Source organism: Sediminibacterium sp. C3 (assembly GCF_000508085.1).
GTDB lineage: Bacteria > Bacteroidota > Bacteroidia > Chitinophagales > Chitinophagaceae > Sediminibacterium.
This window is the reverse complement of the sequence record NZ_KI669560.1, coordinates 271928-295908: the sequence shown is the minus strand read 5'-3', so window position 1 is coordinate 295908 and position 23981 is coordinate 271928. Positions and strand designations below refer to the sequence as shown.

Genomic DNA, 23981 nt, shown 5'->3' with positions numbered 1-23981 from the left:
AAAAGCCCTCAAAAGCTTTTTTACCTTTTGTTTAAAAATTGCACTTATCTGTTGAACTAAGCAGACATGAAAAATTCATAAAAAAAATTAAATAATAATCTATGCTAGAACTTTCTGTAATTATACCTGTTTATGATGAAGCTGAAAACATTGATCCTCTTATTAAGGAAATATATAAAAGCCTTTCTCTGATTGATTATGAAATAATCTTCGTTGATGATTCCAGTACTGATGATACATGTAAAAAAATCCAAAATTTTTTGATTCAAGACGAAAGGATTAGTTTAATTCAATTTAAAAGAAATTACGGGCAAAGTACAGCAATGGTTGCAGGTATAGAATACTCCTCAGGTGAATATATTGCTTTTTTAGATGGAGACTTGCAAAATGACCCCATTAACATTCCAGAGATGCTAGGAAAATTAAAAAGTGAAAACTGGGATATGGTTGCAGGCAACAGAAAAAATAGGCAAGATGGTACATTTCTTAGAAAGATACCTAGTAAAATTGCAAATTTTGTAATCAGGATTACAACCAATATAAATATTAAAGATTATGGATGTACATTAAAAGTAATGAAAAGAGAAGTGGCACAAGATCTTGATTTGAGAGGAGAACTGCACAGGTTTATTCCTTTATTAGCCTCATTTGGTGGTGCTTCTATAACTCAAATGGATGTATTGCATCATTCTAGAAAATTTGGCAAATCAAAATATGGCATAAACAGAACATTTAAAGTGCTGAGCGATTTAATTTTTCTTCTTTTTTTTAAAAAATACAGCCAAAAGTCAATGCATCTATTCGGAACCATGGGTGTTATAGGTTTGTTTTTAGGAGTTATTATTAATTTATATCTATTATCACTAAAATTAGCTGGCAATGCTATTTGGGGTAAACCATTATTAATTGTTGGAGTAATTTTTTTATTAGGTGGGATTCAACTGATAAGCATTGGTATTTTAGCTGAAATTGGTATGGGAACATATAACTTAACTATTAACAAGAAAAAGTATGCAATAAAAAAAATCTATGGAAAGATTCAAAATCATTAATGTTCTTAAATTGATACTTAAACTTCTTGTAACTATTGTTTGCTTCATTTACATTACAAAAAAGTAAATTGGATCGAAACATGGAATCTAATTCAGTCAAGTAAGAAATGCTTTTTATTATTAGGACTCATAAGCTTTATTATTTCAAAAATAATATCATCGTTCAGATTAAACATATATTTTAAAAATATCAATATATCTCTTTCACAATTACTTAATTTAAAACTATACTGGTTGGGTATGTTTTACAATTTGTTTTTACCTGGAAGTATAGGAGGTGATGCCTATAAAGTGATGATATTAAACAGGCAAACTAAAGTTAGTATAAAAACCCTTATATCTGCAGTTTTATTTGACAGAATCAGTGGTGTATTAGCTTTATTTGGATTAGCTTCTTTTACAACATATTTAATTGATGGTTCAGGTAATTACTTTTTACTTTTTTTTCTTTCAACAATTTTATTAATGGCATTTTACTATTGGGTAATGATGAAGGTACTCAAGCCGCATTCTATATTGCAATGTTTTGTTCAGACTGTGCTTTTGGGTTTTATTGTCCAACTTTTTCAAACAATATGTGTAATTTTTATTTTAAAAGCTATGGCAATAGAGCAGAATTTTTCTGAATATATCTTATTATTCCTACTCTCTTCAATAGCAGCCATATTACCTATATCTATTGGAGGATTGGGAATAAGAGAAATGGTTTATTTATGGGGATGCACAAATTTTTCTTTAAATGAACATCAAGGCATTTCCATAAGTTTACTGTTTTATGGAACTACAGTTTTGGTTTCTTTTGTAGGTATTCTGTGGGTATTTAAAAATCCTTTCTCAATCAAAAATTAATAAAATGTATGGTTTTATCAATGCACAATAAATATAATCAAAAGCAGTTTTGGTGGTTATTAGTAGCAACAGCCTCTTTGCTGTTTATGAAATTGGGAAGCACTCCCTTGTATATTTTAGACGAAGCAAAAAACGCTCAATGTGCTGCTGAAATGCTGGAAAAATCTAATTGGATTGTACCAACATTTAATAGTGAATTGAGGACTGATAAGCCCCCATTGCATTATTTTTTTATGATGCTTTCCTACAAAATATTTGGTATAAATGCTTTTGCTGCCCGCTTTTTTTCTGCTATTGCTGGCCTCGGTACAATTTGTGTTACATATTTTTATACAAAAAAGTACATTAACAAGAAAATTGCATTCTTTTCAGTATTAGTGTTGGTAACAAGTACACATTTTTTATTTGAGTTTCGTTTATCCGTTCCTGATCCATATTTAATATTTTTTATTACACTCGGATTTTTTAGCTTTTTTGCATGGCTTGATGAAAAAAAAACATCCCAGCTATATCTTGGGGCTTTTGCATTAGGGATGGCTACATTGGCCAAAGGCCCTATCGCTTTAGCCCTGCCTGCAATTTTGATTTTCATTTGGGTTATATGGCAAAAAAAGTGGAGTTACTTTTTTTCATGGCATTTAATTTCAGCATTTGCTTTAGTAATGACAATTGTGTTGCCATGGTATATTTTGGTCTATAAGGCAACTAATGGAAAATGGATAACAAGTTTTTTGTTTGAACACAATATTGAAAGATTTGCTTCTCCTAAAGAAGGCCATGGTGGATTATTTATTCTTCCCGTTTTATTTGTATTAATAGGATTGTTGCCATATACAGCATTTATTGCAGAACTAATTAGAGAAAGGAAAAAGCTATTTAAATTAAATTTGGAGAAATATGCATTGCTGTCAGCTCTTGTGCCAATTGCTTTCTTTTGTTTTGCTGGCACCAAGCTTCCCAACTATCCAATGATCAGTTATCCATTTATTTCAATATTGCTTGGCAGTTTTATTAATGAATTAGTTAGTATCGAATTTTGCTCAAAAAAATACCCCTTTTTTGTTTTACTTGTTTTTTTAATCCTCATTCCTGTTGCAGGTTATTTCGCCATAAATAATGAAATTGAAGCTGCAAATAATAAATGGGTTGCTTTACTATTATTGATAGCCCCATTGATACTATTCCTATTTCTTTTCAGGCAAAAGCAATGGAAATGGGGTACTAATATACTTGCCTTAAGCATAACTTATTTGGTTTTTAACATTATAGGCTTGCTTATTGTTTATCCTGTTCTTTATCAACAAAATCCGGTATATAAAACTTTAAAACTATTTAAAAAAGATTGCCCTGTTATAGCATATAGGCAATATAATCCAGGATATAATTTTAACCTTAAAAATTCAAACATCATTACTTATCAAAGCATTGCTGATCTTAACAATGCATTAGAGCAAAAACAAGAAGCAATTATTATTACACGTGAAGAATATTTAGATTCATTACAGTTGTTAAGCTTAGAGGTTATAGCTAAACACCATGATTTATTTGAATTGCCAACAACAGTTGTATTGAAAAAACTTGATGCTGGGAAAACTAAATGAATAGATTGTGAAAATAAAATTTTATATTGAACTGCAAAATTTTTCAAAGCTTTTGGAAAGGTAAGTGTTACTATAAAAGGCATAGCTCATTCAGCTGGCATTTCAAATAAGACTTTTTATGTAGCCTTTTAAAGATGGTACTAATTTGCTAAGTGTTTGCTTTTTTATTTGTAAAAGTTAGATTAGGAAATTTTTATTTAACACTCTGTTCTTATTTTCGAGGTGAAATATAGAGTTGAAACAAAATAGGGCAGAACAGAAGGTTTTTCCCTAAGAAGATTGACCTTAGTTTGGTAACAAATTATCAAGTGAAACGTATTGAAAAATTATCAAACCATAGATTAGTAAGAATTTTATTACCAAACCAAAATCAATTGCTACAAGAAAAAAGCACTTATAACTTGAACTTAGAGATGAATAAAATTATAATTACAGGAATAGGAGGTTTTATTGGATACCATTTAGCAAAGTTTCTATTAACAAATACTAATTTTGAAATAGTAGGTGTTGATTCTTTAAATGATTATTATGATGTAAACTTAAAATATGCAAGGTTAAAGGATTTAGGAATAATTTCAGAAAAATATTATTTTGATAAAGAATATTCTTCTAAAATTTACAAACTTTCATTTTGGAGATGTGATATTACTAATAATTTATCAAAGATACTAGACTCAAATGTTTATTGTATATACCATTTAGCTGCACAGGCAGGTGTTAGATATAGTTTAATAAATCCAGCAGCTTATATAAGTTCAAATATAAATGGTTTTTTCAATGTTATTGATAGTATAAGACTATATTCTCCACAAGCAATTTTAGTTTATGCAAGTAGTTCTAGTGTCTATGGTGATAGTTTGGAAACGCCATTTGTTGAAAACTTAAATGTTGATAAACCTGTTTCTTTATATGCAGCAACTAAAATATCTAATGAGATAATCGCATATTCTTATCAGCAAACTTTTGGAATTAAATCTATTGGATTGAGATTCTTTACAGTGTATGGACCATATGGTCGTCCTGATATGGCTTATTTTTCATTCACTAAAGATATTATTAATGGCAACCCAATTAAAATATTTAATAATGGGGAAATGCGACGTGATTTTACATACATTTCAGATGTTATAGCCGGGTTAAATTCAATTAGACTATGCTTAGATCTCTATAATTTTAATAAAGACATTAAACATGTATACAATATAGGCGGCAGTAACCCTATAATTTTAAATGAATTCCTCAATATTTTGGAAAATAAAATTGGTAAAAAAGCAATTGTGGTTTTTGAAGGAAAACAAAAAGGTGATGTAACTTCAACCTATGCTTCAATGGAAAAATTCAATAATGCTTTTAATTATTGTCAAACTGTTTCTGTGAACGATGGATTAGAACACTTTGTTTCATGGTACAAATCTTTCTATGTGTAATAGTGTATCGACCCCTTAATTTTTGGACAAAAAGGGTTAAGAATTTGAGACAATTTCGGTTTTTCTTTTGTTTTTTGGTGTAAGTACCCCAAATATCAAACAGTTTTAATTAGAGAATAATCATTTTTAATAAGGTTTAGTTTCCATTCTGTTGGTGTTAGGTTGTTCAAAGATTCATGAGGTCTATGGTTATTGTATTCCTCTATCCATTCTTCTGTCAATAACCTTACTTCATTTAAATCAAAGAACAAGTATGCATCCAATATTGCTTCACGATACAATCGATTAAACCGCTCAATAAAACCATTTTGCATTGGTTTTCCTGGTTGTATAAATTGAAGCTTTATTCCGTTGTCAATACTCCATAGCTCAAGGTCTTTTGAGGTAAATTCTGGCCCATTATCTGTTCTAATGGCAACTGGTTTACCACGCTGTTCAATGATTCTATCAAGTGTTCTAATGACCCTTTTTGAGGACAGTGATGTGTCAATCTCAATGGCCAATACTTCTCTAGTACAATCATCCATGATGTTCAGGGTTCTAAACTTTCTATTCCCAACCATGCTGTCGCTCATAAAATCCATACTCCAGCTTTGGTTGATAGTGTTTTGCTCTGCTAATGGTTGCTTCACTCTTGTTGGAAGTCTCCGCTTACCACGTCTTTTTTTATTCAGCTTTAATAGCTTATAAACCCTATACACGCGTTTATGGTTCCATGTTTTACCAGATCTCCTTAAATATGCAAAGAGCTTTCTAAATCCATACGTTGGATGCTTAAAAGCTAGATCCTGCAATGCTTCAATCACAGATTTATCGTCTTTCTTAGTTTCATAATAAAACTGAGAACGTGGAATTGATATCAACTTGCAAGCCCTGCTCACCGGTACACCGTATTCATTCACCAGCTCTTGTGTTAGCTGCTTTTTTGTGGCAGGGCCCAGCCTTTTTTTGAGAACAAATCCTTTAGTATCTGATTGTCCATTGCTACATCAGCATACATCTTCTTAAGCCTAGAATTTTCTTCTTCTAGGTCTTTTAGTTTCTTAACATCCGAGGCTTCCATACCACCATATTTACTCTTCCAATTGTAAATAGTGGCTTCAGAAACTCCGTGTTCACGGGCAAGCTCTTTTGTGGTTCTACCACCTTCCTGTTGCTTCAAAATAGAAACAATCTGGGTCTCAGTGAATCGTGTCTTTTTCATGTTTTGCAGTTTAAATTTAATCTTTTAGCTCTATTTTTAAACTGTCCGAATTTTAGGGGCACTTACACACAAGTATTATGAACTGTAAGGTTAAGATGCAACTTCCGCAGAATCTTTAAACGGTTTGTGAAAGGGGGTATCAATTATCGCTTGGCCCTGAAAAAAGAACGCATCAGAAATGAGCAGTCGGCTTCTAAAACGCCGGAGATCAATTCTGTCTTGGGATGAAAGGGCCACTGTTCTTTGGTGAGGTGTTTGTAACCGTTCTTTTCGTCGGATGCTCCGTAAACGATGCGCCCTAATTTACCCCAATAAATGGCGCCGCAGCACATGAGGCAGGGTTCTACAGTTACATAAAGAGTGGCGTCGGGTAAGTATTTGGCGCCTAATGAACTATAAGCGGAAGTGAGAGCCAGTATTTCTGCATGCGCAGTTGAATCGTTCAGAAGCTCTACCTGGTTGTGGGCTCTTGCAATAATTTGATTGTTCATCACTACCACTGCACCCACGGGTACTTCATCCGCATCAAAAGCCAGCTGGGCTTCTTTCAATGCCTGTTGCATGAAGTACTCGTGGTTCAGGGTTTGCATTATAATTCCTTTATTTCAATATTGCGGAACCATACATCGTCTCCATGGTCCTGCAAGGCAATATGTCCGCTAAAAGTTCTGCCGAATCCAGACATGGTTTTGAATTTGCTGTTGGCAATTAAGTTAAACCACGCTTCGTCTCAGTAAGTGGTTTTTACCGTAGTAACGCCATTGAGTTTTAATTCCAGTGTTCCGTTTTTAGAAATAATTTCTGCTTTGTTCCATTCACCAACTGGCTTTACAGCAGTGTCTGGTCCTTCAATTAAATCGTACAGATCACCGGCGCGGTGTTTTCTGATTTTTGCATCAGGATGCCCACCATTGTCCAGCACTTGCATTTCAGGTCCGGTATGCCAGACAGCTTTGTATTTTGCCGGGTCGTTTTGTGCCCAGAAAATAATACCGCTGTTGCCATTTTTAGAAACCTTCCATTCCAAACGAAGATGAAAATTCTCGAATGATTTTTCGTGAATAATATCACCTCCGCCCAGTTTTTGTTCTTTCTTTGCTTTTGAGTCTAAGAACAAAACTCCGTCTTCTACTTTCCATGCGCTTCCAATGCTGTCTTTCGAATAGGTTTTCCAGCCATTGGTGGTTTTGCCATCAAACAGTTTAATCCATTTCGCTTTCGCGGGATTGGAACTGGCTGAAACAGAAATTACTGTATTATTTGCAGAAGCCTTTGAGGGCATTATATTTTTGCTGTTCACTGAAGCTGTTATTAAAGCAGCTCCAACTGCAGTAACCCATAGTAGTTGGTTCATGTGGCTTACTTAAGGAGTAGAACATATTTTACCATGGCTTTGGCATCTTCTTCGCTGATTTGAGGATGCGGAGTCATTGGAACTTCTCCCCAAACACCTTTACCACCCTTAATGATTTTGCCAGCCAACATGCTGATGTTTTCTTCCGTTGCTTCATATTTGTTGGCTACATCCTTATAAGAAGGTCCGATTAATTTATCGTTTACTTTATGACAGGTTAAGCAATCTGATTTTCCAACCAGTTCCAATCCCTTTGTATAGTCCGGATTGCTGCTAAGGTCTGCTACAGGAGCCGCTGCTGCTGGTTCAGCTGCTTTTTCTTCTTTCTTTTCTTCACTACCGCCACAAGCTGCAGCTACCAATCCGGTAATGGCAAATAACACTAAGTACTTTTTCATAATCGTTCGTTTAAATGGTGATACGCTACCTGATAGTAGCGTGGTTAAAGTTAGTTGATACTTAAGATTGTTTTATTAAAATTTTCATCAGAACCCGTACCGGCAAAATCATCAAAGGTTTTATCCGTTACACGGATGATATGTTGTTGAATAAATGGTGCACCTTCCGCTGCACCGGTTTCAGGATGCTTCAACGCACATTCCCATTCCATTATTGCCCAACCTGTATAGTTGTATTGAGCCAGCTTGCTGAAAATGGTTTTGAAATCTACCTGTCCATCTCCCAAAGACCTGAATCTGCCTGCTCTTTCAACCCAACCTTGATAGCCACCATAAACACCCTGTTTTCCTGTTGGATTAAACTCTGCATCTTTTACATGGAACATTTTAATGCGCTCATGATAGTGATCTATATAGGCTTTATAGTCCAGGCATTGCAATACGAAGTGAGAGGGATCGTATAGTAAACAAGCACGTGGATGGTTGTTTACTTTTTCCAAAAACATTTCATAGGTAACCCCATCATGTAAATCTTCACCTGGATGAATTTCATAGCAAAGGTCAACCCCATTGGCATCAAACTCATTTAGTATAGGCATCCATCTTTTGGCTAATTCTGTGAAACCGGTTTCTACCAATCCTGCAGGTCTTTGTGGCCAGGGATATACGGTTTGCCACAACAATGCACCACTGAAAGTGGCGTGGGCGTTGAGTCCCAGGTTTTGTGAAGCTTTCGCTGCATATTTTAATTGCTGTACTGCCCACTCTGTTCTTGCCTTGGGGTTTCCTCTTAATGCTTCGGGTGCAAAACCATCAAAAAGTGCATCATATGCGGGGTTTACTGCTACCAATTGTCCCTGCAAGTGCGTGGATAGCTCAGTGATTTCCAATCCGGCGGCAGCTACAATCCCCCTGATTTCGTCTGCATAAGTTTTGCTTTCTGCTGCTTTTTGTAAATCAATACAACGGGCATCCCAAGAAGGAATTTGTACTCCTTTAAAACCCAATGATGCCGCCCACTGGCATATAGAAGCCAATGAATTAAAAGGGGCTGTGTCGCCCATGAATTGCGCCAGGAAAATCCCTGGTCCTTTAATATTGGTCATGAATTATATTTTATGTTCGGTCCACTTTACATCTGAATTGGCAGATGCTACAACGTTGTCAATAAATGCCATACCTCTGATACCATCTTCTACACCAGGGAAATCCAATTGTTCTTTGGTTGGGGTACGTCCTTCAATTTTAGCCTGTACGGTTGCTGCAAAGTTTTTGTAAATATTGGCAAATGCTTCCAGGTATCCTTCCGGATGTCCGCCCGGCGTTCTGCAATTGCTGGTAGCAAAACTCGACAAACGATCGGTGTAATTAGCTCCTGCACGTAATATCTGCATCGGCGCTTCCAGCCATTTTACAATCAGGGTATTGGGTTCCATCTGTGCCCATTCCAATCCGCCTTTTTCTCCGTACACTCTTATTTTAAGCGCATTTTCTTCGCCTGCTGCTACCTGAGATGCCATTAAAACGCCCGATGCGCCATTATTAAAATGTAATAATACAGATCCATCGTCGTCGAGCATTCTTCCTTCCACCTTGGTATTTAAGTCTGCGCAAATCTTGCTGATCTGAGCACCAGTTACATATTCAGCTAAATGCGCTGCGTGGGTGCCAATGTCTCCCATGCTTCCGCTCTTTCCTGATTTTTTGGGATCGGTTCTCCAGGCTGCCTGTGCATTGCCTTCTCTTTCGCTCAGCTTGCTCAACCAGCCCTGCGGGTATTCTACCCATACTTTTCTGATTTTACCCAAAGCGCCTTCAGCAACCATTGCCCTGGCTTGTTTTACCATTGGATATCCTGAATAAGTATGCGTTAAGCAGAGTGTCAAACCTGTTTCTTCCACTTTGGCTTTTAATTGCTTGGCTTCTTCTAAAGTAAATGTGATGGGCTTTTCAATGACTACATGAAAACCATGCTCCAACGCCATCATCGCCGGAGCAAAGTGTGCGAAGTTGGGGGTAACGATGGTTACAAAGTCCATTCTCTTGTCTGCAGGCAAGGCGGCTTCCTTTGTAATCATTTCATCATAGGTCATATAAATACGATCCTGCGGAAGGAAAAGCATTTCTCCGGATTCCTGGGCAATGGTTGGATTAATGCTTAATGCACCGCAAACCAGCTCTATCTGTCCATCCATATTGGCTGCAAGACGGTGGATTGCACCAATAAATGCGTCCTTGCCTCCGCCAATCATTCCCATTCTTAGTTTTCTAGCCATAAGTATATTTTTTAATTTATAGTTTGGATAAGCGCCTCTAATTTAATCATAATCGCCGATTATATTCATTTAATAAAGATGAATCATTCTTGTTATTTGTTCACCGAATCAAATACCTTCTTGAACATTTTATATATTTCATGGAAGTTTACTGCAAACAAATATTTATATTAGGGTTCTGAATGCTATATGAAAAAATCTTCCAACAGGCGATCTGCCATTAAAAACATTATCACGGGTTCCGTTGCTGTTGCAGCAACGCCCCTGATTCCAAGCTTCGCGTCCTGCGCAACGGGTTCAAATACAATGAAAGGAAATATAAATCACTCAGTTTGTCGCTGGTGTTTTGATGGATTATCTGTGGAAGAATTATGTGTTGAAGCAAAAAAAATGGGTATTACGGGTATTGATTTAGTGGGACCGAAAGACTGGCCAACTTTAAAAAAGCACGGTATGGTTTCTACCATGTGCAATGGCGCAGAAATCAGTCTGGTAAAGGGATGGAACGATCCACAATATCATGCTACTTTAATTAAAAACTACACAGAACATATTAATCTGGTGGCAGATGCAGGGTATAAAAACCTGATTTGCTTTAGCGGTAACCGTAACGGAATGGATGATGCTACCGGATTAAAGAATGCTGCAGAAGGGCTAAAGAAAATTATGCCGCTTGCAGAGAAAAGAGGGGTTACTGTTATCATGGAGTTGCTCAACAGTAAGGTAGACCACAAAGATTATATGTGCGATAAAACTGCCTGGGGTGTGGAGCTTTGCAAAATGATTGGTTCAGAGAATTTCAAATTACTCTACGATATCTACCATATGCAGATAGATGAAGGAGATGTAATCAGAACCATCCGCAACAATTCCGCTTATATTGGTCATTACCATACCGCAGGAGTGCCTGGCCGTCATGAGATTGATGAGTCACAGGAATTGTATTATCCTGCCATCATGAAAGCCATTGTGGAAACGGGCTTTAAAGGATATGTGGCCCAGGAATTCATTCCTGTTGCAAAGGACAAACTGGGTTCATTGAAAAAGGCAATTGAAATCTGTAATATTTAATATCTATTTTTTTAAACCATCAAAGCTTAAACATCTAACATGGCTGAACAAAATTTCGACGCGATTGTGATTGGCTCTGGCATCAGCGGCGGCTGGGCGGCAAAGGAGCTAACAGAGAAAGGCTTAAAAGTATTGATGCTCGAAAGAGGTCGCAACATTGAACACGTAAAGGATTATGTGAACGCCAATAAGGAAGCCTGGGATTATCCGCACCACGGAAGAAAGACTCAGGAAATGATTGCGCAGAATCCGGTGCTCGATCGCGACTATCCTTTGAATGAGCAAACTTATGGCATGTGGGTAAACGACAAGGAGAGCCCTTATGTTGAAGTGAAGCGTTACGACTGGTTCAGAGGATACCATGTAGGTGGGCGTTCCTTGCTATGGGGGCGTCAAAGCTATCGCTGGAGCGATCTAGATTTTGAAGCCAATGCAAAAGATGGGATAGCCGTAGATTGGCCGGTTCGTTATAAAGAAATTGAGCCCTGGTACGATTATGTTGAGCGTTTTGCTGGTATCAGTGGAAATAGAGATGGACTGGCAGTTTTACCTGACGGACAGTTTTTGCCACCGATGGAAATGACCTGCGTTGAAAAGGATGTTGCCAAGCGTTTGCAGGAATATTACAAGGGACAGCGTGCCATGATTATTGGCCGTACTGCCAACCTAACAAAAGAAATTGAAGGAAGATCGGCTTGTCAGTTCCGTAACAAGTGCTGGTTAGGTTGTCCATTTGGTGCTTATTTCAGTACGCAGAGTTCTACTTTGCCTGCTGCGATGAAGACCGGTAACCTTACACTAAGACCCTGGAGCATTGTAACCAAGATTCTATACGATAAGGACACCAAGCGTGCAACCGGTGTAGAAGTGCTGGATGCCGAAACCAATAAGACCTACGAGTACAAAGCCAAAATTATTTTCTTAAATGCTTCTACCTTAAACTCTGCCTGGATTCTGATGAATTCTGCAACCGATGTTTGGGAAGGTGGATTGGGAAGCAGCAGCGGAGAATTAGGGCATAATATTATGGACCACCATCTTGGCGTAGGTGCCGGTGGACGTGTAGAAGGTTACGAAGACAAATACACGTTTGGAAGAAGAGCCAATGGCATTTATATCCCACGTTACCAGAATATTGGTAATGATAAGCGTGATTACCTGAGAGGCTTTGGTTATCAGGGAAGTGGTAACAGAGGCGGATGGGGCAGCAATGTGGCCGAAGCTACCATTGGTGCTGCGTTCAAGGAAGCTATTTCTGAGCCAGGTGGATGGTCAATGGGTATTATGGGCTTTGGTGAGGTATTGCCAGATCATAAAAACTTTGTTACCCTTGACAAAACAGTGAAAGACAAGTGGGGCTTGAATGTCTTGAAAATTGACGCAGAGTTAAAAGAAAACGAACTCAAAATGCGTAAGGATATGCAGGCTGATGCCATTGAAATGTTAACCAATGCAGGCGTAAAAGATGTACGAGGTTACGATGCGAATGGTGTATTGGGTAGAGGTATCCATGAAATGGGTACTGCCAGAATGGGCGCTGATCCTAAGACATCTGTAGTAAACAAGCACAATCAAATCTGGGATGCACCTAACGTGTTCGTTACCGATGGTTCGTTTATGACATCTTCTGCTTGTGTAAACCCATCCTTAACTTATATGGCATTCACTGCAAGAGCAGCTGATTTTGCTGTTAGCGAATTGAAAAAAGGAAATTTATAAACTCATTAAACGCATTATACCATGATGAATAGAAGAGAAGCATTATCCAGTGTTGCGCTATTATTGGGCGGAACCATTTTAGGCTCTCAGGCATTTTTGTCGGGTTGTAAATCAACTGCTGGTGATGCAGTTGCTTTTACACCAGAAGACATTGCTTTTTTAAATGAAGTTGCTGAAACCATTCTTCCTAAAACAGATACCCCTGGGGCTAAAGAAGCCAATGTGGGTGAGTTCATGACCGTGATTGTAAAAGATTGCTACAAGCCAGCAGAAGCAAAAGTTTTCATGGAAGGGATGGCTGCATTGCAGTTTAAAGATGCCAAAGCAAAAATTGGTAAATCCTTTATGGAAGCAAGTCCTGAAGAGCGCACTAAATTGTTAACAGAATTAGATGCCGAAGCAAAAGCTTTCCAGGAAAAGAAAAAGCCAGAAGAACTTCCGCATTATTTCAGAATGATGAAAGAGCTTACACTATGGGGCTTCTTTACTTCTGAAGTAGGTGCAACCAAAGTATTGCGTTATGTAGCAGTACCAGGTAAGTTTGAAGGATGTACTGAGTACAAAAAAGGCGATAAAGCCTGGGCTACCTAGTAGTATAAATAAAGTGCACAAGGCTGTAAAGCAATATGGCACAGCATTTGATTTAAATTGATACACGCCTTCAATACAATTGTATGAGTAATAAAAGAAGAGATTTTTTAAAGACTGCGGGCCTTGCGGCAGCAGGATTGAGTTTGCCATTTGCCGGTAAAGCCAATTTTCTTTCCAGCTTTGGTGAAACCAAAAAGCTTCCTGCCTTTGGTTTACAGTTATGGACAGTAAAAGAAGATATGATGAAAGACGCCAAAGGCACTTTGGCCAAACTTTCTTCCTATGGATATAAGCAGATTGAAAGTTTTGAAGGCCCCAAAGGATTTTTCTGGGGCTGGAAAAATACGGAGTTCAAAAAATACATGGACGATTTGGGTATGAAACTTGTTTCTGCGCATAGCAACAATACCGTTGACTTTGAACGCAAAGCCGCTGAAGCTGCAGAAGTAGGTGTTGAGTATTTAATTTGTCCATACAAAGGACCTCAGAAGTCTATTGAGAATTTCAAGCGCTTCAACGATGAGTTTAATAAGAGTGGTGAAATTTGCAAGAAAAACGGAATTCGTTTTGCTTATCATAATCACGATTATTCTTTTAAAGTTTTAGATGGCCTGGTTCCTCAGACGGTTATGATGGAAGGTACCGATGCCGGCCTTGTTGATTATGAAATGGATATCTACTGGGTGGTAGCAGCCAAAGAAGATCCGGTTGCCTGGGCTAAAAAATATCCGAATCGCTTTAGACTATGTCATGTAAAAGACCAGACTAAAACCGCAAAGGGTATTGAGTCTTGCCAGATTGGCAAAGGTGATATCGACTTTAAAAAGATACTGGGTCAAATGCAGAAATATGGCATGAAGCACCATATTGTAGAACAAGAAGCATTCACAGGCACCAATCCTTTAGAGAGTGCAGAGAAGAATGCTGCTTATATGAAGGATTTTTCTATTTAGAATCCATTTGGATTTTTAAGTGATATTGAGTTGGGTTAGCTTTTAGCTAGCCCATTTTTTTTGATGTTGTTGTTTTGCTGTTTTACTAAAATTGAATATTGTGCTTTAAAATAAAGACCCGCTCTGAGAATTTTCAAAGCGGGTCTTTTCTTCAGTATTTTTTATAAGATTTAGAAAGTTCTGTATTCCTTTCTTACAAATTGATTGGCTTCGTCGAAGTTGGTGATCTTCATATTTGGACCATCCCAAAGCAATTTGATATTTCTGCCTGGATAAGAAACTCTGCCGCCTACCTTCTTCTGAATATCGAAACTTCTGATGGCAAGGTTACCCATTAACACACTCTCCGTTAAAGGACCGGCAATGTCGAAGTTAGAGCTGAGTTCTTTTGCCTGAGCAGAACCATATCCGGCAATAGCAGCTTCTACCCATGCAGCGTAGTGACCATTGTCTCCTTTGGGTACACGCTTAATGGTTTGCGGTACATTGTCGTATTCCTTGCTCTTGGAAGTAGGTAATAAGTTAGGTAGTGCACCATATGTGCCACAGATCATTTTACCCTTGGTTCCTTCAAAGATGGCACCGTTGCCACCATCACCCATAATTTCATTAGGACCTAGTTCCTCTGGACGTGCGGGTTGAATGCCACCATCCATCCAGTGAAGTTTTACATCGGGCTTACCGTTTTGTCCTTTAAAGGTTAGAATAATATGTGAAGCGGTTGGACAGCTTTCAGGATAATAAGCACGGGTCCATGGTTGCAGGTAACGGGTAGCTACACTACATTCAGCAGATACAGGATACCCCAATCCCAATACGGCAAATGCAGGGGCCATAATATGACAAGCCATATCACCCAATGCACCGGTACCATAATCCCACCAGCCTCTCCAGTTAAATGGTAATAAGCCATCTACATAGTCTTTAGCTGGCGCAACGCCTTGCCAAAGGTTCCAATCCAATCCTTCCGGAACGGTTCCTTTCGTGGTAGGCCAACCCACTCCTTGTGGCCAAACGGGTCGGTCTGTGTAACAGTAAATAGTATGTACATCGCCAATTAAACCAGCATTGTACCAGTCAATCAGTTTTCTTACGCCATCGCCACTGGCCCCCTGGTTACCCATTTGTGTTACCACTTTGTATTTATGAGCAGCTTCTGTTAATTCTCTTGCTTCAGAAATATTATGCGATAATGGCTTTTGAATATATACATGCTTTTTCAGCTGCATGGCAGCCAGTCCTTGAATGGCGTGCATATGGTCGGGTGTTGAAACAGATACTGCATCAATGTATTTGTGTTCCTTGTCTAACATTTCGCGATAGTCCTTGTAGTACTTCGCTTTAGGATAACGCTCCCTGCTTTTTTTAGACTGTCTGTCGTCTACATCACATAAGAAAGCAATATCTGCTTTTCCGCTATTGTAGAAACTCCACAAATCGCTTTCCCCTTTTCCTCCTGCACCAATACCTGCAATCTGGAGCTTATCACTGGGTGCAATAAAACCTCGTCCTAATACATGACGGGGTACAATGTAAAACCCTGCTGCAGCAAGGCTCGCATTCCTTAGGAAGGAACGCCGGGAATTGGTTTGAGCTGATTGTTTTTCTGGATTTTCTTTCTTTTTCATATAGCGCAATTGTGAACTATGAATATACTGTTTTTTATAAAACAAGTGGATGAAAAATGATGCATGGATTCAGTTCAATCTTACCCCCTAATTTTCTTAACTTGTTAAGCTAAAATATCGGACAAATGCAAGCGCTTATTGATCAATTGCAGCAGCAAAGACAGTTTTTTGAATCAGGAGCCACCAGGCCTTATGCTTTTCGAAAGCAGCAGTTATTGTTGTTGAAAAAAGCAGTGGAAGCACATGAAGAGGAAATCTATGATGCACTTTATAAAGACCTGCATAAAAGCCGGGAAGAAACCTGGGTTACAGAGAATGGTTTTTTTCTGACTGAGTTAAAAGAAACAATCAAGCATTTGTCTTCCTGGATGGATGCGGAACCAGTTGCTACCAATTTGCTGAACCTGCCTTCCAGTTCTTCTATTCTCAGGGAACCACTGGGTGTTGTGCTGGTGATTGGTCCTTGGAACTATCCTTTCCAGTTGTTGTTTACACCTTTGATGGGAGCCATTGCAGCAGGTAATACAGTGGTTTTGAAACCCAGCGAGTTTGCTCCCGCCACAGAAGCAGTGATGGAAAAAATTATCCTGGATGTATTTCCTCCGGAGCAGGTACTCTATGTAAAAGGGGATGGGGCAACGGTTATACCTGCTATGATGAATCAGTTTGTATTCGATCATGTTTTTTATACGGGCAGCACATCCGTTGGAAAAATCATTTACAAAATGGCGGCTGAAAATCTGGTGCCTGTTACCCTGGAATTAGGGGGCAAAAGTCCTTGTGTAGTGGAGGCAGATGCCAATATTTCTGTTGCTGCCAAGCGCATTGCCATGCCGAAGTTTTCCAATGCTGGTCAAATGTGTGTGGCACCCGATTATGTATTGGTACATGAATCAAAGCGTGTTGAATTAATTGAGGCACTCAAAAAATACATCCCTCAGTTTTATGGATCCAATGCCGCGGATTCTGATGCATATGGCCGTATCATTAACCAGAAACAATTCAACAGAATTGTCTCTTATTTATCGGATGGCACTATTGTGTATGGTGGTAACTACGATGCAGCCAATTTGTATATTGAACCCACTTTACTCGATGGCGTTTCGGTTGATTCCAATATTATGCGCGACGAAATTTTTGGACCTGTATTGCCCATTCTTACTTTCTCTACACTAGAAGAAGCCACAGCCATTATTAAAAGAAACCCTAATCCACTTGCTTTCTATGTATTCACCGGAAACGCTGAAAAAGAAAAAGCATGGTTAGAAGCGGTTCCATCCGGAGGGGCTTGTGTTAATACAGCCAGCCTGCATTTAACCAATCCCCATCTGCCTTTTGGTGGAAGAGGTTTCAGTGGCACAGGTGCTTATCATGGAAAACAAAGCTTTGATACTTTCAGTCATAAAAAATCCGTGATGAAAACGCCAACCTGGTTTGATCCTTCTCTGAAGTATCCTCCCTTCACCGGCAAGCTGAAATTATTAAAGTGGCTAATTGGCTAAGCCCTGAACTTTTTACCTTTCAAAAACGTATATGAGAAAACTAATTCTGTTGGCTGTAGTATTTGGTGTTGCAGCTTTTCTAATAAAAGATCCCGATATGACCTGGAGACAATCAATCATGAAAAAGGCTTACCCAATTATTATGTTTTTTGGGAAGCTTACCGGGAAGTCCAGTAAGACTATGCTGGTTAACGAAAGAGCCATCAAACCTCGGGAAACTTTTTATGAATTGTCTGCCATAAAAAACAACGGGGATACGCTTCATTTCAGTGACTTAAGAGGCAAGAAGGTTTTGTTGGTTAACACAGCGAGTGATTGTGGGTACACTGGTCAATATGAAGAACTGGAAGCATTGCACAAAAAATATGGCGATCGCCTGGTGATTCTTGGTTTTCCTGCGAATGATTTTAAAGGGCAGGAAAAAAAATCAGATGAAGACATAGCCGCTTTCTGTAAAGTAAATTACGGAGTTAGTTTTCAACTGATGAAAAAAGGACAGGTGATTAAAGGTGCCGAGCAACTTCCGGTTTATCAATGGCTCACCAACCCAGCGAAAAATGGTTGGTGCGAAAATGAACCCGACTGGAACTTTTCTAAATATCTTATTGATGAAAAAGGTATCCTGATGGCTTACTATTCACAGTGGGTTTCACCCAAAAACATGTCACTAGTTAATGGGACATTTCTGGTGGTAGTCGATTAGTTCAATGGGAGTTCTTTCAAACTCATATCCAGTGTAGTTGGCAGTTACTTCGTCTAATACCCCTTCTATTTCAGCTGGCTCCATTAAGGTTACCAGTCTGGCCCTGTAGTCTTTAATGCCCGGTAATCCTTTCAGATAGTTGGTATAATGTCTGCGCATTTCAAAGATGCCCACTTTGGGTCCCTTCCATTCAACCGATTTGCGCAAATGTTTTTTACATACTTCAATTCTTTCAGCCAATGTTGGAGCAGGTAAAATTTCACCCGTAGCCAGGTAGTGTTTTATTTCTCTGAAAATCCAGGGGTATCCAATCGCAGCCCTTCCAATCATGATACCATCTACGCCGTAACGTTCTTTGTATAGTTTGGCTTTTTGAGGACTGTCGATATCGCCGTTTCCAAAAATGGGTATTTTAATTCTTGGGTTGTTTTTTACTTTCCCAATCAAAGTCCAGTCTGCTTCACCCTTATACATCTGCGCCCTTGTTCTTCCGTGAATCGCCAGCGCTTTGATGCCTACATCCTGTAGTCTTTCTGCCACTTCTTCTATATTCTTGCTCTGATCGTCCCATCCCAGTCTGGTTTTAACAGTAACCGGAAGTTTGGTGCTTTTTACCGTAGCTTCTGTTAAGCGAACCATCAGGTCAATATCTTTTAAAACACCAGCACCTGCTCCTCTTAATGCCACTTTTTTTACCGGGCAACCGAAGTTGATATCTAGCAAATCAGGGTTTACCGTTTCTACAATTTTGGCACTCAGGGATAGGGCTTCTTCGTCTCCTCCAAAAATCTGTATGCCCACTGGACGTTCGTATTCGAATATGTCGAGCTTCTGTCTGCTTTTAATGGCATCTCTGATTAAACCCTCACTGCTGATGAATTCTGTGTACATCAGGTCGGCTCCATTGTCTTTACATACCGCCCTGAACGGAGGATCGCTTACATCTTCCATGGGAGCCAGTAATAAAGGGAAATCGGGTAGTTCTATTTGATCTATTTTTACCATATTGCAGATGATCCTTTTATCATTATTTAGTTGGTGAATGAAAAAAGGAATGGCAAATTTACAATCTTATTACGCATTTTAATGAATCAGAGACCAGTTGTTGCATATTCCAGCCAGTTAGGCATGTTGTTGGGCTTTTTAGGAGTGAGTTTAATTGTAAGTGGATTGCTCCTGAGCTGGTTAAGTTCCCTGGTACTCAATGTGCCCCTGTTGCAGGCGGGAGACGCCTTATTAAAACCTGAAAACGTTCAATTTTCACGTTTTGCCAATGCTTTTGCTACTTTTCTGGCTTTTTTTATTCCCTCCTGGGCGGTTGCCAGAATTGCATCCAAAACTCCCATGCAGGAACTGGGATTCAATAGTAATTTAACCATTAAGCAAGTAGCAGCTGTTGGCACCATTGCATTTGGTGCCCTTTTTATCAGTGGTTCTCTGGCAGAAATCAATGAAATGATTCCTATGCCGGCTTCTTTTTTAGCCAAAGCCAGACAAATGGAGGACGATTATATTAAGACCATGTTGTCGCTGGCGAATATGAAAGATGTTTGGGATTTATTGCTAGGTTTATTGGTGATTGCGGTAGCCCCTGCCATTTTTGAAGAAGTGCTGTTTCGTTCAGGTCTCCAAAGAATCCTAGTGGGCTTAACCAGGAATGCTTTCCTCGGAATTTTAATTGCATCTATTTTATTCAGCGCCATCCATGCTTCCTATTTTGGTTTTTTACCCAGGGTAGCATTGGGTGTTATACTGGGATTGATTTATCATTATAGTGGCAATATATGGCTGGCGATTCTCATGCATTTCCTGAACAATGCAGTAGTAGTAATTCAAATATTCATGTATACCAAAGCGGGTAAACCCATCAAGGAAGCCATTGAAGAATCCATGCCAGTCTGGTATGGACTGATTGGGTTGATGATAGTGGTACCTGCCATTATTTTTATGAAAAAAGAAGCCAGTACCTATTTTCTTAAAGAACCCCAAGTTGTTGCCAATGAATCAGTGGACTAAAGTATTTGCAACTAAAAGTCTTGCAGAAGCCAGTATCGTGTATGGAATGTTGTCTGAAAATCAGATACCTGTGCAACAATTGAATAAACAGGACAGTAGCTACCCTGTTTTTGGAGAGATTGAAATTTATGTCCCCTTCCATTTAAAGGAAACCTCCTTACAGTTAATACAACAGACTTTCAGCCAATAAATCCGCGATGCTTATCTTCGCTTTATTATGGCATTAAACCTACAGACTTTAAAAACCAGGGCCCTCACTGCAGTTGTTTTTGTTTTGGTGATGTGTGCTGGTCTTTTTTACAACCAATGGAGTTTCTTAGGCTTGTTTGGGGTTATCATGGTAGGTTGCCTGGTAGAATTTCATCAGCTTATGGGGAAGATAAACGCTACTTATGCAGGCGCTCCCATGATATTCAAGTCTCAGAATATTATCGGAAGTATCTGGGTGCTACTGGTGATAGCGGGGAAGGGTACACTATACCAGGCTTTACCGCTCTGGTATTGGGCAACCGTTGTTGTGTATATTCTGGTTATTGTATCGTTGATTACCTTATTATTTTATAGAACCAAACTGGGTTATCCGGTAAGTTTATATGCAACATCGGGCATACTGTATATTACTATACCTATTGCCATGATGATTGATTTGTACGATCATAGCATTCAGTTTTTTAAAGGGCCGCACTGGGTTTTGCCCATGACCATTATCGCTTCTATCTGGATCAATGATACCATGGCCTATCTGGTGGGCTCGTTAATAGGGAAAACACCCCTAAGCCCAATCAGTCCCAAGAAAACCAAGGAGGGAACTTATGGGGGAGCGGTACTGGCTGTTATAGCAGTAACCCTGGCTGGCCATTATATCTGGGGCTTACCGCTGAAAACCCTGATGGCTGTTTCGCTAACCTCCGCCATAGCAGGTACCTTGGGAGATTTGCTGGAAAGTAAAATTAAAAGAACGGCAGGGGTAAAAGACAGCGGAAATTTTATGCCCGGACATGGGGGATTTCTGGATCGTTTTGACTCTTTGCTGATTGCGATTCCGGCAGTTTGGGTGGTTTTATTTCTTTTTTTCTAAGAGTAAGTTCTCTGCGCCCTACATTTGCACATTAATTCATTGATAATATGACCATACATCGGGAAGGATTTAAAACCATCGCCATTACTGCCTTACTTTTTGGAGGTATTAATTTGTTGTCGTTTGGTTTCCTGAGTGCTAGTTTGCCAACAGTAGCTACTATCGTTTTTGTAGTAACCCTGGCACTGTTTCTTTTTATAATTTCTTTTTTCAGAATTCCTAACAGGGTTCATACCATTGACGATAATAAAATTGTTTGTCCTGCAGATGGCAAAGTGGTGGTAATTGAAGAAATCACCGATGCAGAATATTTTAAAGACAAGCGAATTCAGGTAAGCATTTTCATGAGTCCTGCCAATGTGCACGTGAATCGTTATCCCATGAGCGGGGAAGTAACTTATAACCAATATCATAAAGGAAAGTACCTGGTGGCCTGGCATCCTAAATCTTCCACAGAAAACGAAAGATGGAGTGTGGCAGTGAAGAACACACACGGAGAAATTTTATTTAAACAAATCGCCGGTGCTTTGGCAAAAAGAATTTGTAATTATTCTGTTGTAGGTGAAACTGCAAAGCAATGTGACGAATATGGTTTTATTAAGTTCGGAAGCAGGGTAGATGTGCTTTTACCAGTAGGTACCAAAGTTGAAGTTGCACTGAATCAGGTGGTAAAAGGCGGTGTTACTGTGCTTGCCAGCTGGTAATCAACAGGTTAAGAAATTAACAAGTTTTCTGCAGAAAAATTCAACAAAAGCAGTATTTTTAATACATCAATTAAAAACAAATCATATGAAAAAATTATTCCTATTCGCAATTTCTGCTACCCTTTTCACTGGTGTTGCTTTGGCTCATGGTGATGGAAAAAAATGTGCAAAAGGTAAGGAGTGTGCAAAAGACGGTAAAGAAATGAAATGCGATATGAAAGGCAAAGAAATGAAAGATTGTTGCAAGAAAGATGCTGCAAAAAAACCAGCACCCGCAACTAAGAAAGCTTAATCAATCCCCCCAATTGTTACGTACCCGTCCTGATAATATCAGTACGGGTTTTTTTTTCCAGGATTTTGAATTTGTACAAAACGGATCTCCGTATTGCTAGAAGATTTGCTCAAGCTCCTGTAAATGATACACCGTATAAGTAGGTTGAATATGTGGCATGGTATTGAGATGATTTACGAATACCGTATCTAAGCCAGCATTAATCCCCCCCTGAATATCTGCATCCAAATTGTCTCCAATCATGATGCTGTGTTTGGGAAGCGCTCCTGTTTTATTAAGGGCAAAGTCAAATATTTCTTTATGGGGTTTCAGGCTATTACTTACTTCAGAAGTAATCATTTCATTGAAGTAATGAGCCATATTGCTTTGTATTAATTTATGCTGTTGTACTTTTTCGAAACCATTGGTGATAAGATGCAAGACGTATCCCTTATTGGTTAAGTATTCCAGTATTTCATGTGTATACGGAAATACTTTGTTTTTGTTGGGTAGAATATCCAGAAAGTCAATGCCCATGGAGCGTGCCAATTTTTCATTGGCCAGTTTAAAATCCAGCATGGCCAGGTACATTCTTTTCCATCTTAACTCATCCTGTTTAATTAAACCCTTTGCGTAACGTTCCCATAAAAGATGGTTGTGAAAACTGTATCGTTCAAAAAATACATCAAAGTCGGAAATGCCCTTTTCATTCAACTGATGAATCTGATAAAGGTCCTGTAAAGCTTCTTTTGAATTGGTGTCAAAATCCCAAAGGGTATGGTCTAAATCGAAAAACAAGTGCTGGTATTGCATGGGGTAAAGTTAGTAACTTTAGCAGATGAATATCATTGTAACAGGAGCTTCCAAAGGAATTGGCAGAGCCATTGCGGAAAAATTTGCAGCAGAAGGCAATACCATTCTTATCTGCAGCAGAGGCGAGAAGTCTTTGTACGATGCGGTGAACGAACTGCAGACGAAATTTCCCGGTAGTGTTATTAAAGGGAAAGCCTGTGATATGGCCAATAAACAATCGGTTCTCGAATTTGCAGCCTGGTGTCTGCAACAGGGCACACCGGATATACTGGTAAACAATGCAGGACAGTTTGTACCTGGCAGTATTCACGACGAAGCAGATGGCATTCTTGAACAAATGATTGAAACCAACTTGTACAGTGCCTATCATTTAACAAGAGCCATTTTGCCAGCGATGATTCAACACGCATCGGGACATATTTTTAATATTTGTTCCATTGCTTCTTTACATGCTTATGCCAATGGGGGCAGTTATAGCATTTCTAAATTTGCCCTATTAGGGTTTAGTAAAAATCTTCGGGAGGAGCTGAAACCCAAGGGAATTAAAGTTACTGCAGTAATGCCCGGAGCTACACTCAGTGCCAGCTGGGATGGGTTTGATATAGACCCTAAGCGAATCATGGAAGTAAATGATGTAGCTGAAATGATTTATGCAGCATCAAAACTTTCGCCGATGGCGGTTATAGAAGACATTGTGATGCGCCCTCAGTTGGGCGATTTATAAAATTGTCGTTTTTTTACCACTAATGCATAGGGGTTGAGTTGGAGTTT

General features: G+C 38.9%; 24 protein-coding genes and 1 pseudogene. 16 read left to right on the top strand and 9 right to left on the bottom strand.

What is annotated here, in order from left to right; genetic code table 11:
- Positions 1-101 precede the first annotated feature (101 nt).
- The 4 genes from F777_RS0101395 (at position 102) to F777_RS0101380 (ending at position 4929) form a co-directional block, all read left to right on the top strand.
- Positions 102-1052 carry a glycosyltransferase family 2 protein gene (locus tag F777_RS0101395; RefSeq protein ID WP_026750481.1) on the top strand — a complete coding sequence of 317 codons (951 nt, stop codon included), beginning with the start codon at positions 102-104 and terminating at the stop codon, positions 1050-1052.
- Between the two features lie 39 nt (positions 1053-1091).
- Positions 1092-1901 carry a lysylphosphatidylglycerol synthase transmembrane domain-containing protein gene (locus F777_RS15280; RefSeq protein WP_071790295.1) on the top strand — a complete coding sequence of 270 codons (810 nt, stop codon included), beginning with the start codon at positions 1092-1094 and terminating at the stop codon, positions 1899-1901.
- Positions 1902-1909: 8 nt separating this feature from the next.
- On the top strand, positions 1910-3502 hold the full coding sequence (locus tag F777_RS0101385; protein ID WP_081720435.1) for an ArnT family glycosyltransferase: 1593 nt from the start codon (positions 1910-1912) through the stop codon (positions 3500-3502).
- Between the two features lie 308 nt (positions 3503-3810).
- Positions 3811-4929: an NAD-dependent epimerase/dehydratase family protein gene (locus F777_RS0101380; RefSeq protein ID WP_201767555.1), complete on the top strand. Its 1119-nt coding sequence runs from the start codon at positions 3811-3813 to the stop codon at positions 4927-4929.
- A 95-nt stretch (positions 4930-5024) separates the two neighbouring features.
- On the opposite strand, the gene F777_RS0101375 is transcribed toward F777_RS0101380, so the two are convergent.
- The 6 genes and pseudogenes from F777_RS0101375 to F777_RS0101345 all read right to left on the bottom strand — a co-directional run bounded on the left by F777_RS0101375 (position 5025) and on the right by F777_RS0101345 (position 10161).
- A protein-coding gene (locus F777_RS0101375; protein WP_152530826.1) for an IS3 family transposase occupies positions 5025-6133 on the bottom strand; the annotation gives its coding sequence in 2 pieces (ribosomal slippage) (positions 5025-5872 and positions 5872-6133; 1110 coding nt in all).
- Between the two features lie 143 nt (positions 6134-6276).
- Positions 6277-6723, bottom strand: coding sequence for a nucleoside deaminase (locus F777_RS0101365; protein WP_026750475.1), 447 nt, complete (start codon positions 6721-6723; stop codon positions 6277-6279).
- Positions 6723-7415 (bottom strand): annotated as a pseudogene (locus F777_RS15275) (DUF1080 domain-containing protein). The gene F777_RS0101365 and the pseudogene F777_RS15275 overlap by 1 nt, the downstream one beginning before the upstream one ends.
- Before the next feature lie 77 nt (positions 7416-7492).
- Positions 7493-7885, bottom strand: coding sequence for a c-type cytochrome (locus F777_RS0101355; protein ID WP_026750474.1), 393 nt, complete (start codon positions 7883-7885; stop codon positions 7493-7495).
- Between the two features lie 50 nt (positions 7886-7935).
- Positions 7936-8991, bottom strand: a complete 1056-nt coding sequence (locus F777_RS0101350) for a sugar phosphate isomerase/epimerase family protein (RefSeq protein ID WP_026750473.1) — start codon at positions 8989-8991, stop codon at positions 7936-7938.
- A gap of 3 nt (positions 8992-8994) precedes the next feature.
- Positions 8995-10161 carry a Gfo/Idh/MocA family protein gene (locus F777_RS0101345; RefSeq protein WP_026750472.1) on the bottom strand — a complete coding sequence of 389 codons (1167 nt, stop codon included), beginning with the start codon at positions 10159-10161 and terminating at the stop codon, positions 8995-8997.
- Between the two features lie 189 nt (positions 10162-10350).
- Here F777_RS0101345 and F777_RS0101340 point away from each other — a divergent pair, with 189 nt between their 5' ends.
- The 4 genes from F777_RS0101340 (at position 10351) to F777_RS0101325 (ending at position 14495) form a co-directional block, all read left to right on the top strand.
- Entirely contained in the window at positions 10351-11232 is an 882-nt protein-coding gene (locus F777_RS0101340; protein ID WP_026750471.1) for a hydroxypyruvate isomerase family protein, read from the top strand.
- A gap of 39 nt (positions 11233-11271) precedes the next feature.
- A complete protein-coding gene (locus F777_RS0101335) occupies positions 11272-12951 on the top strand; it encodes a GMC oxidoreductase (RefSeq protein WP_026750470.1) in 1680 nt (559 codons plus the stop codon).
- A gap of 21 nt (positions 12952-12972) precedes the next feature.
- Positions 12973-13542 carry a gluconate 2-dehydrogenase subunit 3 family protein gene (locus tag F777_RS0101330; protein ID WP_369791986.1) on the top strand — a complete coding sequence of 190 codons (570 nt, stop codon included), beginning with the start codon at positions 12973-12975 and terminating at the stop codon, positions 13540-13542.
- 83 nt (positions 13543-13625) lie between these two features.
- Positions 13626-14495 carry a TIM barrel protein gene (locus F777_RS0101325; RefSeq protein WP_026750468.1) on the top strand — a complete coding sequence of 290 codons (870 nt, stop codon included), beginning with the start codon at positions 13626-13628 and terminating at the stop codon, positions 14493-14495.
- Positions 14496-14665: 170 nt separating this feature from the next.
- Here F777_RS0101325 and F777_RS0101320 read toward each other — a convergent pair whose 3' ends face one another.
- A complete protein-coding gene (locus F777_RS0101320; RefSeq protein ID WP_026750467.1) occupies positions 14666-16123 on the bottom strand; it encodes a Gfo/Idh/MocA family protein in 1458 nt (485 codons plus the stop codon).
- 125 nt (positions 16124-16248) lie between these two features.
- On the opposite strand from F777_RS0101320, the gene F777_RS0101315 reads away from it, so the two are divergent.
- Together F777_RS0101315 and F777_RS0101310 are read left to right on the top strand one after the other, a co-directional pair.
- Complete coding sequence (locus tag F777_RS0101315; protein WP_026750466.1) at positions 16249-17625, top strand: aldehyde dehydrogenase; 1377 nt, start codon at positions 16249-16251, stop codon at positions 17623-17625.
- A 31-nt stretch (positions 17626-17656) separates the two neighbouring features.
- Complete coding sequence (locus tag F777_RS0101310) at positions 17657-18328, top strand: glutathione peroxidase (RefSeq protein WP_201767552.1); 672 nt, start codon at positions 17657-17659, stop codon at positions 18326-18328.
- Here the strand turns inward: F777_RS0101310 and dusB are convergent.
- Entirely contained in the window at positions 18293-19333 is a 1041-nt protein-coding gene (dusB, locus tag F777_RS0101305) for a tRNA dihydrouridine synthase DusB (RefSeq protein WP_026750464.1), read from the bottom strand. The two genes, F777_RS0101310 and dusB, sit on opposite strands and share 36 nt — an antisense overlap.
- An 81-nt stretch (positions 19334-19414) precedes the next feature.
- Between dusB and F777_RS17090 the strand changes: the two genes are divergently transcribed.
- The 5 genes from F777_RS17090 (at position 19415) to F777_RS0101280 (ending at position 22418) form a co-directional block, all read left to right on the top strand.
- Entirely contained in the window at positions 19415-20344 is a 930-nt protein-coding gene (locus F777_RS17090) for a CPBP family intramembrane glutamic endopeptidase (RefSeq protein ID WP_152530825.1), read from the top strand.
- Positions 20328-20534 (top strand): putative signal transducing protein, encoded by a 207-nt coding sequence (locus F777_RS15265; RefSeq protein WP_037369011.1) that lies wholly within the window; start codon positions 20328-20330, stop codon positions 20532-20534. The genes F777_RS17090 and F777_RS15265 overlap by 17 nt, the downstream gene beginning before the upstream one ends.
- 27 nt (positions 20535-20561) lie before the next feature.
- A complete protein-coding gene (locus tag F777_RS0101290) occupies positions 20562-21422 on the top strand; it encodes a phosphatidate cytidylyltransferase (protein ID WP_026750462.1) in 861 nt (286 codons plus the stop codon).
- A 47-nt stretch (positions 21423-21469) separates the two neighbouring features.
- Entirely contained in the window at positions 21470-22126 is a 657-nt protein-coding gene (locus F777_RS0101285) for a phosphatidylserine decarboxylase family protein (RefSeq protein ID WP_026750461.1), read from the top strand.
- Between the two features lie 85 nt (positions 22127-22211).
- Complete coding sequence (locus F777_RS0101280; RefSeq protein ID WP_026764736.1) at positions 22212-22418, top strand: hypothetical protein; 207 nt, start codon at positions 22212-22214, stop codon at positions 22416-22418.
- Between the two features lie 96 nt (positions 22419-22514).
- On the opposite strand, the gene F777_RS0101275 is transcribed toward F777_RS0101280, so the two are convergent.
- Entirely contained in the window at positions 22515-23210 is a 696-nt protein-coding gene (locus tag F777_RS0101275; protein WP_026750459.1) for a YjjG family noncanonical pyrimidine nucleotidase, read from the bottom strand.
- 25 nt (positions 23211-23235) lie between these two features.
- Here F777_RS0101275 and F777_RS0101270 point away from each other — a divergent pair, with 25 nt between their 5' ends.
- On the top strand, positions 23236-23934 hold the full coding sequence (locus tag F777_RS0101270) for an SDR family oxidoreductase (RefSeq protein WP_026750458.1): 699 nt from the start codon (positions 23236-23238) through the stop codon (positions 23932-23934).
- Positions 23935-23981 lie beyond the last annotated feature (47 nt).

Coding starts and splice junctions, on each gene's coding strand:
- F777_RS0101395 (WP_026750481.1), top strand. CDS start 102: ATGCTAGAACTTTCTGTAATTATACCTGTTTATGATGAAGCTGAAAAC.
- F777_RS0101385 (WP_081720435.1), top strand. CDS start 1,910: ATGGTTTTATCAATGCACAATAAATATAATCAAAAGCAGTTTTGGTGG.
- F777_RS0101365 (WP_026750475.1), bottom strand. CDS start 6,723: ATGCAAACCCTGAACCACGAGTACTTCATGCAACAGGCATTGAAAGAA.
- F777_RS0101355 (WP_026750474.1), bottom strand. CDS start 7,885: ATGAAAAAGTACTTAGTGTTATTTGCCATTACCGGATTGGTAGCTGCA.
- F777_RS0101350 (WP_026750473.1), bottom strand. CDS start 8,991: ATGACCAATATTAAAGGACCAGGGATTTTCCTGGCGCAATTCATGGGC.
- F777_RS0101345 (WP_026750472.1), bottom strand. CDS start 10,161: ATGGCTAGAAAACTAAGAATGGGAATGATTGGCGGAGGCAAGGACGCA.
- F777_RS0101340 (WP_026750471.1), top strand. CDS start 10,351: ATGAAAAAATCTTCCAACAGGCGATCTGCCATTAAAAACATTATCACG.
- F777_RS0101335 (WP_026750470.1), top strand. CDS start 11,272: ATGGCTGAACAAAATTTCGACGCGATTGTGATTGGCTCTGGCATCAGC.
- F777_RS0101330 (WP_369791986.1), top strand. CDS start 12,973: ATGATGAATAGAAGAGAAGCATTATCCAGTGTTGCGCTATTATTGGGC.
- F777_RS0101325 (WP_026750468.1), top strand. CDS start 13,626: ATGAGTAATAAAAGAAGAGATTTTTTAAAGACTGCGGGCCTTGCGGCA.
- F777_RS0101320 (WP_026750467.1), bottom strand. CDS start 16,123: ATGAAAAAGAAAGAAAATCCAGAAAAACAATCAGCTCAAACCAATTCC.
- F777_RS0101315 (WP_026750466.1), top strand. CDS start 16,249: ATGCAAGCGCTTATTGATCAATTGCAGCAGCAAAGACAGTTTTTTGAA.
- F777_RS0101310 (WP_201767552.1), top strand. CDS start 17,657: ATGAGAAAACTAATTCTGTTGGCTGTAGTATTTGGTGTTGCAGCTTTT.
- dusB (WP_026750464.1), bottom strand. CDS start 19,333: ATGGTAAAAATAGATCAAATAGAACTACCCGATTTCCCTTTATTACTG.
- F777_RS17090 (WP_152530825.1), top strand. CDS start 19,415: ATGAATCAGAGACCAGTTGTTGCATATTCCAGCCAGTTAGGCATGTTG.
- F777_RS15265 (WP_037369011.1), top strand. CDS start 20,328: ATGAATCAGTGGACTAAAGTATTTGCAACTAAAAGTCTTGCAGAAGCC.
- F777_RS0101290 (WP_026750462.1), top strand. CDS start 20,562: ATGGCATTAAACCTACAGACTTTAAAAACCAGGGCCCTCACTGCAGTT.
- F777_RS0101285 (WP_026750461.1), top strand. CDS start 21,470: ATGACCATACATCGGGAAGGATTTAAAACCATCGCCATTACTGCCTTA.
- F777_RS0101280 (WP_026764736.1), top strand. CDS start 22,212: ATGAAAAAATTATTCCTATTCGCAATTTCTGCTACCCTTTTCACTGGT.
- F777_RS0101275 (WP_026750459.1), bottom strand. CDS start 23,210: ATGCAATACCAGCACTTGTTTTTCGATTTAGACCATACCCTTTGGGAT.
- F777_RS0101270 (WP_026750458.1), top strand. CDS start 23,236: ATGAATATCATTGTAACAGGAGCTTCCAAAGGAATTGGCAGAGCCATT.